Below are 11,796 nucleotides of genomic sequence, written 5' to 3'. Positions count from 1 at the left end.
AGTGATACTCATTGCTGGTGATATAGGTGGAACGACATCCCGTTTTCAGTGGCTTGATACGGACACGCCGAACCTTATCTCTGCACCTATCTATTACCAAAGTAACCGCTACGACTCCTTTACTTTCCTGTTGGAGACGCTGTTGCACGAGTATCCGATTCCTCCCATTGATAGTGCCTGTTTTGCTCTCCCCGGGCCGACGGACGATTGCAGTGTCGATGTTACCAATCTGCCATGGAAGGTTACTCTATGCGCCGTATCTCACACATTGAATTGTCGGCAGGTGAGTCTTATCAACGATTTTCATGCCACCGCTTTAGGACTTGATTCGTTGGCTACAGAATCTCTGATCTGTTTGTGGCCAGGGCAATATCGTGCAGATGGCAATCGTTTGGTGGTAGGCGCTGGCACAGGGTTAGGTGTTGCGCCTATTTGTCACATCAACCAGCACTTTTACCCGCAATCGTCAGAAGGGGGGCATCTCTCCTTTGCTCCTGTTAACGACCAACAGCAACGATTGTTGACTTGGACGCGCGGCGATCAACGCCGCGTTAATTACGAATACTATTTGTCGGGCAGAGGGCTGGAACGGCTGTATCAATTTTGTTGTCATGATCACAAAAAATCTTCGAAGCCATTGAACGCAGAGTGTCTTCATCACCGAGCCGAGGGTGGTGAGTTGGCTGCTCGTGAAGCACGGCAGTTGTTTGTAATGATCTATGGTCAGTTTATTGGCGAGATGGCACTACTTTGGCCCGCACGAGCTGGAATTTATATCGCTGGCGGGATTGCCGCTAAAAACCCTTCGTGGCTAAAAGGTAAAGAGTTTACCGATTCGTTACACGCTAAAAATGAGATGCGTGACCTAGTGGAACGCATGCCTGTGTACTTGATTACCGATGAGCACGTTGGCTTAACGGGAGCGTTAATATGCGCAGGTATTATGAAAAAAAATCGCCTTGTGATGGAGAAAGTAGGAAATGAAAAATTATTCGAAAATCACCGAGTTGACTCGTAATACTCTAGCCTTGGTGTTGGCAGGGGGTGAAGGGAGCCGCCTTAAAGATTTGACTCAGTGGCGCGCCAAGCCGGCCGTACCCTTTGGCGGTAAATATCGGATCATCGATTTTGCTCTGTCCAATTGTGTCAATTCCGATATCCGCCGCATTGGTGTTTTAACCCAATATAAATCGCACTCATTGATACGCCATATTCAACGCGCGTGGAGTTTTATGCGTTACGAAGTCGGTGAATTTGTTGAATTATTGCCAGCGCAGCAACGTTTAGGTAAACAGTGGTATCAAGGGACGGCCAATGCACTCTATCAGAATCTTGATATTATACGCTGTCACAATCCTAAATATGTTCTGGTTCTAGGTGGTGACCATATCTATGCCATGGACTATCGGCCGATGATTGAAGCGCATGCTGAATCTGGTGCCGATGTCACCGTCGGTTGTGTTGAGGTGCCACGCCTTGAAGCCACCGGGTTCGGTGTGATGTCTGTCGATGATTCCATGCGCATTACCAGTTTCACCGAGAAACCTAAACAACCAGAAGCGATTCCCGATAAGCCAGATAAAGCATTAGCGTCAATGGGAATCTATATTTTTTCCCCTGAATTTTTATTTGAAAAGTTAATCAAAGACAATGCTGATCCTTTGTCATCAAAGGATTTTGGTAAAGACATTATCCCGTCAATTATCGCAGATAGCCATGTCCAAGCTTATCCTTTTGTGGATGAAAATGGTGAGCCTAGTTATTGGCGCGATGTCGGCACCATTGAATCCTACTGGAGTGCCAACATGGATCTGTGCTCCATCCAGCCCGAACTGAATTTATATAATAATGATTGGCCTATTTGGACCTATCAAGCACAAATGCCGCCGGCTAAATTTGCTTTTGACGATGAAGGTCGTCGCGGTGAGGCCATTGATTCGATGGTGTCATCGGGGTGCATTTTATCCGGTGCACGGGTCAAGCGTTCTGTGGTTTTTAGTGGCTGTTTTGTCCGTAGTTATTCCTCTATTAAGGATAGTGTTATTTTACCCCATGTAGAGATTGGACGAAATTGTCGCATTACCAAGGCGGTTATAGATAAATCCTGTGTGATTCCGCCCCATACTGTGATTGGTGAAAATCGCGCCGATGATGAACAACGTTTTTGTGTCGATGAACATGGCATTGTGTTGGTGACCCCTGACATGCTGGGGCAAAACATCCATAGCGTGCGTTAGCAGGCTGTCGAACTTGACAAGAACCTACTGCGAATCAGCTGGACTTGGCCCATATTCCCGTCCATTTTCGACAAATAGGCTCACTATTCGCTCTTAAATAGTCGAAAATCTGGTCTCAAGTCAGCTGTTTCTCGCTACGGCTCGTCAAGCCCGACAGCCCGCTAGAACAATTTCATTGTTTTGACTCGGCAGTCACGAGGAGAGCTGGTTATGACAGATAAGGTTAAGGTCGCGTTATGTTGGCACATGCATCAACCCTACTATTGCGATGGTCTTGACGGCTCCTACCATTTGCCTTGGGTGTATCTTCATGCCATCAAAGATTATGCTGATATGGTTGCCCATTTGGAGTCTTTTCCAGCGGCGCGTGTTGTGGTCAATTTTGCACCTGTTTTGTTAGAGCAGATCGATGATTACGCGCACCAGATACGCCAGTGGCTTCAGCATGAAGCGCCAATGCATGATCCGTTGCTGAACTTGGTCGCTGGAGAAACGGAACTGCCGGCCAGCCCTGAAGCGCGAGGTGAAATTATTACCGCCTGTCAACGGGCTTATGCGCCAAACATGATCGACCGCTACGCACCGTATCGTGCTCTGGTCGATATTGCTTTAGATCAATACAGTGCTGGTGAGTTAGATACCCTTCGTGTTAGCTATTTGCGACCACAGTTTTTTGTCGATTTGCTCATGTGGTACCACTTGGCATGGTTAGGAGAGAGTGTCAAACGGCAAGATTTTCGTGTTGAGCAACTGATGGCGCGTAAGAATAACTTCACTCGCGTTGATCAGAGGATACTGATCGATGTGATTGCCAATGTGATCGAAGGGATTGTACCGCGCTACCGAGCGCTGATGGAAGCGGGCCAGATTGAATTATCTATGACCCCTTACGGTCATCCCATTGTGCCGCTGTTGATCGATTTTAAGGTGATGCAGCAGAGTCAACCAGATGCTGTGGGGCCACGTTATAAAACATATCCCGACGGGATGGAGCGCTCGCGCTGGCATATTGAGCGCGGCCTAGCAGTATTTAAAGATCATTTTGGTGTGCACCCTAAAGGGGTTTGGCTCTCTGAAGGGGGAATTAGCGGCGAGGCCTTGTCGTTGCTTGATTCATTTAATATTGCCTGGACGGCTTCAGGTGAGGGGGTGTGGCGGGCCTCTTGCGAGGCTTCAAAAGTAAGTCCCAAATTGATGGAGCATAAAAAGGTGCTGTACCAGCCACTACGCCACCCACCGCATCAATGCCTGTTGTTTTTTCGTGATGACGGACTCGCCGATCTGATTGGCTTTCAGTATAAAGATTGGGATGCCGAAGATGCCGCACGTGATTTGTGTAAACATCTGGAAAACATCGGTGGATTTTTAGATAAGGAAGCAGGTGAACATGTGGTGAGCATTATTCTTGATGGTGAAAATGCGTGGGAATATTACCCTGATAATGGCTACCATTTTCTGCGCGCCTTGTATCAAAACTTGACAGAAAGTAACCTTCTAGAGATGGTGACGTATAGTGATCTGTTGCCCGTACTTGATCCCAGTAGTGTTCAGGAGTTGGCGGTTTTAAAGGCGGGCAGCTGGGTCTATGGCTCCTTTTCTACTTGGATTGGTGATAAAGATAAGAATGCAGCCTGGGATCTGTTAGTGGAAGCCAAGAGCTGTTACGATCAAGTGCTCGCCTCGGGGTTGTTGTCGGCGAAAAAAGAGGAAGACGCGAAACGGCAACTGGCTGTCTGTGAAGGTTCTGATTGGTTCTGGTGGTTTGGTGATCATAATCCCGCCGAGAGCGTGCGTGATTTTGATCAGCTCTTTCGCCGACATTTGATCCGCTTGTATCAAATGCTCGAAAAAATTCCACCGCAAAAATTGAAAAATCCACTGTCTCACGGCGGCGGCGATAGTGAAAATTCTGGAACGATGCGGCGTAATTAAACTATTTCGCCACTTTGATTAAGGGTTAGTCACAGCACACAATGAACTGAAAGCAGAGTGCCAGATGAGAAAAGCAGGGGTCTTATTACATCCTACATCGTTACCGCATGGGGTTCTGGATCACCATGTCGAAATATTTCTCGACTGGATGGTAGCGGCCGGCCTCTCGGTGTGGCAAATGCTCCCACTCGGTGTGCCACATCAAGACCGTTCTCCCTACCAGTGCTATTCAGCCTATGCTGTGAATCCAGCCCTACTGCCAAGCGGGGAAGGTTGGCATGACAGCGATGAGGAAGGTTTTGCCCTTTTTTGTCATAACGAAGCCTTTTGGCTCAACGATTACGCCCTTTTTATGGCGTTGAAACAACATCATGATGACCGTTTATGGTCGCGGTGGCCCGATTGTTATCGTTATCGCGATACGACAGCGTTAGCGCAGTTTTCGCTGGATCATCAGCACGTGTTGCGAGCCATAAAAAAAGAGCAATACACACTATTTACTCTGTGGCAACGGGTACGCGAATCCGCGCACCAACGGGGTATTCAGCTCTTTGGTGATGTGCCCATCGCTGTTTCTTACGATAGCGCCGATGTGTGGTCGCAGCCACAGCTGTTTAAGTTAGATGAGCAATTACAGCCAACGGTGGTGGCGGGCGTGCCGCCCGATTATTTTTCTGAAAAAGGTCAACTGTGGGGCAATCCTCACTATAATTGGTCCGTGATGCAACGGGATGATTTTAGCTGGTGGCGCGCCAGGATGGCCAGTACGTTACGTCAGTTTGATTTTGTCCGAATTGATCATTTTCGCGGATTACAGGCGTTATGGGAAGTGCCTGCTGCTGCTGAGGATGCCGTGGCTGGCCGCTGGGTTGAAACCCCTGGTCGTGAGTTACTAACAGTATTGGAAAACGATTTCCCCCATATGCCGTTTGTCGCCGAAGACCTTGGCTTGATTACACCTGAAGTAACGGCACTGCGTGATGATTTCAAACTACCAGGAATATCGGTTCTCCATTTTGGCTTTGATGGTGATCCCAGTAATCCTCACGATTTAGCGAATCAAGAAGAGAACACGGTTGTTTACACAGGAACCCATGATAACAACACCACCTGTGGCTGGTTTGATTCACTCCCCCCCCATATCCAACAGCAGGTGCTAGCAAAATTGCCAACAAATAGTGGCGAGATGCCTTGGCCTATGATTGTTGCTGCGTTGTATTCACCCGCACGTTTAGCCATTATCCCTATGCAAGATTGGTTAGCACTGGATGGCACCCATCGTACCAATACGCCAGGTACGGTGGTTGAAAACTGGCGGTGGCGTTTTCATTGGCAACAGGTTCCCGAAACCTTGGCAATGACAATTCATGATTGGCTACAAGACAGTGGTCGGATTTTATCTGAGGATATTGTGAATGAATAGTGACATTTCGAACCATAAAGACTTTGACTTATGTTGCTTACAGCAGGGGCGTCATTATGACCCTTTTGTGTTATTGGGCTGCCATCCACTTGATGAACAGTGGGAGGTTCGTGCGTGGTTGCCTTGCGCCAAAACAGCACGACTGATTGATGGCCCACCATTACAGCGTAGTGCCAAGAGTTCACTCTTTACCGCTCGACTCAGTGCTGAGGAGAAAAAGGTGTTACCGAGTCATTATGAAGTCGAGTGGTGTGATGAACAGGGGGCGGTGCATTGTCGAGTTTGCCCCTATACTTTTGAGCCACAGATTGGTGAACTCGACCTCTATTTGTTTGCTGAGGGTCGTCATTGGAATCTGTATGATGTTCTTGGCTCACGCTTGTGTCTGATTGATGGCATTGAAGGGGTTCAATTTGCCGTATGGGCACCTTCGGCAGAGCGCGTGTCAGTGGTGGGTGACTTTAATGGTTGGAATGGTCAGTGCCATCCGATGCGTTCACGTGGTCGATCTGGAGTGTGGGAATTGTTTATCCCCGGGGTGCATGTCAATGAGCGCTATAAATTTGATATTCGCACCATGCATGATGGCTTGTGTGTGTTAAAGGCTGATCCGTACGCGCAATCAATGGAGATGAGGCCGCGCACGGCATCCATTATTTGTCAGAGTACTCATCAGTGGCAGGATGGTGACTGGTTAGCTGCACGGCGACATCTTGATTGGCAACATGCGCCAATCTCAATTTACGAGGTGCACCTTGGCTCGTGGCAACGCGACGAGAAGTGTCGCTTCCTCAATTATCGCGAAATAGCCCATCGTCTTGTCGATTACGTAACATGGATGGGCTACAACTATATTAATTTAATGCCCGTGAGTGAACACCCTCTCGATGAATCGTGGGGCTACCAAACCTCGGGATATTATGCGCCCACGCGCCGTTTTGGTGACCCCGATGATTTTCGCTATTTTGTCGATTACTGCCACCAGCATCATATTGGCGTGTATCTGGATTGGGTCCCCGCCCATTTCCCCAAAGATAGCTTTGCCTTAGCACGTTTTGATGGTACGGCTCTGTATGAGCATGAAGACCCACGCTTAGGCGAGCACAACGAGTGGGGGACCTATATCTTTAATTATGGCCGTAACGAGGTGCGTAATTTTCTGATCGCCAACGCCCTGTATTGGATTCGCGAGTTTCATCTTGATGGTTTACGCGTTGATGCGGTGGCGTCGATGCTGTATCTCGACTATGCCCGCAATGACGGGGATTGGCTGGCTAATGAGCATGGTGGCAATGAAAATCTCGCTGCGGTTGAATTTATCAAAACACTAAACACCGAAGTTCATGGACAATTTCCCGGCGTGGTTCTCATGGCCGAAGAATCAACCTCATGGTCTATGGTGTCACGACCAACGTGGATGGGAGGCCTCGGCTTTTCGATGAAATGGAATATGGGGTGGATGAACGACACCCTCGCATATTTCTCACATGATGCGATGTACCGCTCCCATCACCATAACCAACTCACCTTTAGTCAAATGTATGCGTATAGCGAAAACTTTATTTTGCCGTTATCTCACGATGAAGTGGTGCATCTTAAACGCTCATTGGTGAGTAAAATGCCAGGTGATCACTGGCAACAACTGGCAAATGTTCGTCTGCTGTTAGCTTACCAGATGATGAACCCCGGCAAAAAACTTTTGTTTATGGGGGGCGAGTTTGGCCAATGGGAGGAGTGGAATGACGCGATGCCACTCGATTGGGCATTGTGTGAGCACCCGCAACATAAGGCGCTACAGCTGTTTGTTCGTCAACTTAATCAGCTTTATATCGATGAAGAAGCACTCCACCGTTACGATTTCGAGCCACAAGGCTTTAAGTGGATTGACTGCAACGACAGCGAAAAATCAACGTTAAGTTTTATTCGTCAGGCTGGTGATGCGCAGTTGATCTGTGTGTTCAATTTTACCCCTGTGGTGCGTGATGAGTATCGTATCGGCTTGCCACGCGCTGGTCGTTATGTGCTGCGACTTAATTCGGATCGTATGATCTATGGCGGCAGTGGTGTGTGCTCTGATGAGCCGATCACCGCCTCTGATCACCCCTATATGGGGCAAGACGCCAGTTCTTTGATCACATTACCCCCCTTGGGGATGCTTGTGTTACAGCGGGAGAATCAATGATGAAAAAGATATTGTTTGCCACATCTGAAGTATATCCCTTAGTGAAAACAGGTGGTTTGGGCGATGTGTCTGCGGGGTTACCCATGGCGTTACGTGACTTGGGTCAGGATGTCGTCATCGTTCTACCTGCTTATCGTGATGCAATAGAGTGCTTAACGGTGTGTGAGTGCGTTGCGACAATAGACGTTTTAAGTTGTGGCAATCAGCGTCAGGTGCAGGTTTTTCGCGCTCAAGCCGATGGACTCACCTGCCCACTTTTGTTAGTCAAAATCGACACCCTATTTGACCGCTCAGGATCGCCTTATCAGGATAGCGACGGCAACGATTGGTGGGATAACGGTGAGCGGTTTGGTCTTTTTGCTAAAATTATCACCGAATTGGCCTGTGATAGACTTGGTCTTAACTGGCGACCTGATGTCGTTCATTGCAACGATTGGCAAACAGGATTAGTTCCGGCGCTGCTTCAGCTTGAAACGGAACCTGCGTTAACGGTGTTTACCATCCATAACCTTGCCTATGGTGGCCATTTTCCCCATGAACTTTTTGTTGGTCTCGACCTTCCGCAATCATGGTGGCATTACGAACGGATTGAATTCTACGGTGGCATGTCGATGCTGAAAGCTGGAATCGTTTTTGCCGATCACGTCACCACCGTGAGCCCCAGTTATGCGCAAGAGATCTGCACGGCTGAATTGGGTTGTGGCTTACATGGTGCGCTACAGCGGCGGCAACAACAAGGGCGGTTGTACGGGTTCATCAATGGCATCGATACCAACGTATGGAATCCACAAAAAGACCCCTATCTTAGCTATAACTATTCGCTAAAGAGGGGGCGTGTTGCCCAAAAAAAACGTAATAAGCGCGCTTTGCTCGAACAGTTGCATTGTGAAAATATTGACGCAGTTTGCGCTGCGCCGCTGTTTGGCTTTGTTGGCCGCATGGTCGAACAAAAAGGGGTCGATCTTATTTGTGCTGTGATCCCAGACTTCATTCAGAAAACAGATGCCTGTTTTGTTCTCATAGGTTCAGGTCGAGTGATCCTTGAGCAAGCTGTTATCGAATTAGCGCAGCGTTTTCCACAGCGCGTATTTGTTCATATCGGCTATTCGGAAGCCCTTGCTCACCTGCTAGAGGCTGGAGCTGATCTGTTTTTGATGCCATCGCGATTTGAACCCTGTGGCTTAAATCAAATGTACAGTTTGACCTATGGAACGCCAGCAATTGTTCACGCGACAGGCGGCTTAAAAGATACCGTTGTCGATACGTGCAACGAGTCATTAGAGAACATGTGCGCTACGGGTTTTGTTTTTCAGCCAGATACTGCTGACGCATTACGTCAGGCCATGCAACGTGGGCTTGATCTATATCATCGCCCACGTGCATGGCAAAAATTACAAAAGATCGGCATGAGTCAAGATTTTAGTTGGCAATGCCGTGCACAATGTTATTTAGATCTTTATCTCCACGGAGGGTCGTATGATTATTCAGCAACCTGATAAAGAAAAGCAAGCCGTTGTTGACAAGGCGTTGCACTGCCTCGGAAATGATGTTGAGAGTTTAGAGACCAGTTTTTTGCACTACCTCTACAATACCTTTGGCCGACAGCTCCAATCTCCTGGTTATTATAGCTTTAAGGCGCTGTCCTTTTGTCTGCGTGATCGATTGATGGCAGATTGGAAGAAGACATGGCTGGCCCATTACCAAGCGGGAACTAAAAAAGCATATTATATGTCGATGGAATTTCTAATCGGCCGGTCATTGGGGAACAATATCCTCAATATGGGGATTGAAGATGAGGTCGGTCAGGCTTTAAACTATTTAGGCTTGCAGCTCGAGCAGGTTGAACAAGATGAGCGTGATGCGGGGCTTGGTAACGGTGGCCTTGGTCGTCTCGCGGCCTGTTTTATGGATAGTTGCGCGACCTTGCAACTTCCTGTAATGGGCTATGGCTTACGCTACAAATATGGCATGTTCCGTCAGCGAATTCAAAACGGCTACCAAATCGAGGATCCCGATCCATGGCTTCGTCAGGGAGAATATCCGTGGGAGGTTCAACGAGCTGACTATACCTGTGTGGTTCGTTTTGGTGGTTACACTCGTTCCTACACCGAACCCCACGATGGTCGTCTTATTGTCCATTGGGAGCATGCTGAAGAAGTGCTTGCTGTCCCGTATGATGTGCCGATTGCTGGGTTTCGCAATAATACCGTCAACACCCTCCGTTTATGGTCCTCCGCTTCAGCTGAAGATTTTAATTTATCAGAATTTAACGCGGGTTCCTATTTTGAAGCCGTTGCCCATCAAAATGATGCTGAAAGCATTACCATGGTGTTGTATCCGAATGACGCCAATGGTAGCGGTAAGGAGTTACGCTTAAAACAGCAGTATTTTTTGGTCTCTGCTAGCTTGCAGGATGTTTTAAAGCATTGGAAGCGTAGCCACGGCAAAGATTTTAGTACATTTTCTGAGCTGAATGTTTTTCAGCTTAACGACACCCACCCGAGTTTAGCGGTGGTTGAGTTGATGCGTTTACTCCTTGATGAAGAGCAGATGGTGTGGGAGGAAGCGTGGGATATTGTCACGAGAACAATGGCCTATACCAACCATACCTTGTTACCTGAGGCCCTTGAAACATGGTCGGTCGAGTTGTTTGGTGCACTGTTGCCTCGATTGCTTGAAATTATTTATGAGGTAAATGGTCGCTTTTTATCTCAGGTTTCGATGAAGTGGCCAGCGGATCAAGATCGATTGCAACGGATGTCGATAATCTCCCCTGAGCATCGGGTTAGAATGGCCCATTTAGCGTTGGTGGGAAGTTTTTCTGTGAATGGCGTTGCTGCGCTTCATTCTCGATTATTGAGAGATGGTTTGTTCCGAGATTTTTATCAACTTTGGCCGTACAGATTTAATAACAAAACAAATGGCGTGACACCTCGGCGGTGGATTGGTTCGGCAAATAAGGCGTTGAGAGGTTTACTTCATGATGCGATTGGTGATGGTTGGTTGACCGATTTAACCCAATTGCAGCGTTTAGAAGAGTGGATTGATGATCCTGATTTTATCTTGCGCTGGCAACAAGTTCGCCAGCAAAATAAACAGCGCTTAGCCGAGCTTATCTATGACCGTACTGGTGTGACCTTTAACTGCAGTGCCTTGTTTGATGTTCAGGTAAAGCGGATACACGAATATAAGCGTCAACTCCTTAATGTCCTGCATTTGATCCATCTATACGCACGGATTAAAGAGGGTGATACTGAGTTGTGGACAAATCGTTGTGCCATTATCGGTGGCAAGGCCGCACCAGGCTATGACATGGCAAAAAACATCATAAAATTGATCCATAATGTGGCCCATGTCATCAATAACGATCCTGATGTTGGTGATCGCCTTAAACTTGTTTTTTTCCCAGATTACAATGTGTCAGCGATGGAGGTGATCTGTCCTGGAACTGACTTGTCCGAACAGATTTCGACTGCGGGCAAAGAGGCTTCAGGTACAGGAAATATGAAGTTTATGATGAACGGTGCTGTCACTATTGGCACTTACGATGGTGCCAATGTTGAAATTCTTGAAGCGGTGGGGGAGGAAAATTTTTTCCTATTTGGTTTACATGCTGAAGAGGTCGTTGCGTTGTCAGGTCATTATGATCCATCTCGTATCATCAATGGCGATCCTGATCTCCAGCGGGTGATTCAACTGTTACAATCGGCGCATTTCAACCATTTTGAACCTGGAATTTTTGATCAATTGATTGCGTCGATGAAATCATGTGATGATCCGTGGATGACTTTAGCTGATTTTCGTTGTTATGTTGACGCACAAGAGCGTGCTGCGATGAACTTTAATGACACCGTAGCATGGGCGAAGATGGGTATTTTAAACAGCGCTCGAAGCGGTAATTTTTCAACAGATCGCACTATGACTGAATATAATAATGATATATGGCACTTACATCCAGTTGAGGTGAATTGAAAAATTTGTTACGCTCACGCAAATTATTATAAGAGTGAAAGAACGTTACC

At 47.5% G+C, this 11,796-nt stretch carries 7 protein-coding genes; all 7 read left to right on the top strand.

Going from position 1 to position 11,796, the window contains the following annotated elements:
• Nucleotide 1 precedes the first annotated feature (1 nt).
• The 7 genes from ACZ5KY_RS00455 to ACZ5KY_RS00425 all read left to right on the top strand — a co-directional run bounded on the left by ACZ5KY_RS00455 (nucleotide 2) and on the right by ACZ5KY_RS00425 (nucleotide 11,746).
• Nucleotides 2–1,018: a glucokinase gene (locus tag ACZ5KY_RS00455; protein ID WP_464241941.1), complete on the top strand. Its 1,017-nt coding sequence runs from the start codon at nucleotides 2–4 to the stop codon at nucleotides 1,016–1,018.
• Complete coding sequence (gene glgC / locus ACZ5KY_RS00450) at nucleotides 981–2,237, top strand: glucose-1-phosphate adenylyltransferase (RefSeq protein WP_464241940.1); 1,257 nt, start codon at nucleotides 981–983, stop codon at nucleotides 2,235–2,237. The genes ACZ5KY_RS00455 and glgC overlap by 38 nt, the downstream gene beginning before the upstream one ends.
• 210 nt (nucleotides 2,238–2,447) lie before the next feature.
• Nucleotides 2,448–4,169 carry a glycoside hydrolase family 57 protein gene (locus tag ACZ5KY_RS00445; protein ID WP_464241939.1) on the top strand — a complete coding sequence of 574 codons (1,722 nt, stop codon included), beginning with the start codon at nucleotides 2,448–2,450 and terminating at the stop codon, nucleotides 4,167–4,169.
• A 64-nt stretch (nucleotides 4,170–4,233) separates the two neighbouring features.
• Nucleotides 4,234–5,592: a 4-alpha-glucanotransferase gene (malQ, locus tag ACZ5KY_RS00440; protein ID WP_464241938.1), complete on the top strand. Its 1,359-nt coding sequence runs from the start codon at nucleotides 4,234–4,236 to the stop codon at nucleotides 5,590–5,592.
• The gene (glgB, locus tag ACZ5KY_RS00435) at nucleotides 5,585–7,774 is read left to right on the top strand and encodes a 1,4-alpha-glucan branching protein GlgB (protein ID WP_464241937.1); all 2,190 of its coding nucleotides are present in this window, start codon (nucleotides 5,585–5,587) and stop codon (nucleotides 7,772–7,774) included. The genes malQ and glgB overlap by 8 nt, the downstream gene beginning before the upstream one ends.
• On the top strand, nucleotides 7,771–9,270 hold the full coding sequence (gene glgA, locus ACZ5KY_RS00430; RefSeq protein WP_464241936.1) for a glycogen synthase GlgA: 1,500 nt from the start codon (nucleotides 7,771–7,773) through the stop codon (nucleotides 9,268–9,270). Before glgB ends, glgA begins: the two co-directional genes overlap by 4 nt.
• Nucleotides 9,251–11,746, top strand: coding sequence for a glycogen/starch/alpha-glucan phosphorylase (locus ACZ5KY_RS00425; protein ID WP_464241935.1), 2,496 nt, complete (start codon nucleotides 9,251–9,253; stop codon nucleotides 11,744–11,746). The genes glgA and ACZ5KY_RS00425 overlap by 20 nt, the downstream gene beginning before the upstream one ends.
• The last annotated feature ends 50 nt before the right edge of the window (nucleotides 11,747–11,796 follow it).

The sequence above is a fragment of the Desulfuromonas svalbardensis genome (assembly GCF_055389415.1).
Note: the sequence above shows the minus strand (reverse complement) of the source record. Positions and strands in the feature narration are given on the sequence as shown.

Coding starts and splice junctions, on each gene's coding strand:
- glgC (WP_464241940.1), top strand. CDS start 981: ATGAAAAATTATTCGAAAATCACCGAGTTGACTCGTAATACTCTAGCC.
- ACZ5KY_RS00445 (WP_464241939.1), top strand. CDS start 2,448: ATGACAGATAAGGTTAAGGTCGCGTTATGTTGGCACATGCATCAACCC.
- malQ (WP_464241938.1), top strand. CDS start 4,234: ATGAGAAAAGCAGGGGTCTTATTACATCCTACATCGTTACCGCATGGG.
- glgB (WP_464241937.1), top strand. CDS start 5,585: ATGAATAGTGACATTTCGAACCATAAAGACTTTGACTTATGTTGCTTA.
- glgA (WP_464241936.1), top strand. CDS start 7,771: ATGATGAAAAAGATATTGTTTGCCACATCTGAAGTATATCCCTTAGTG.
- ACZ5KY_RS00425 (WP_464241935.1), top strand. CDS start 9,251: ATGATTATTCAGCAACCTGATAAAGAAAAGCAAGCCGTTGTTGACAAG.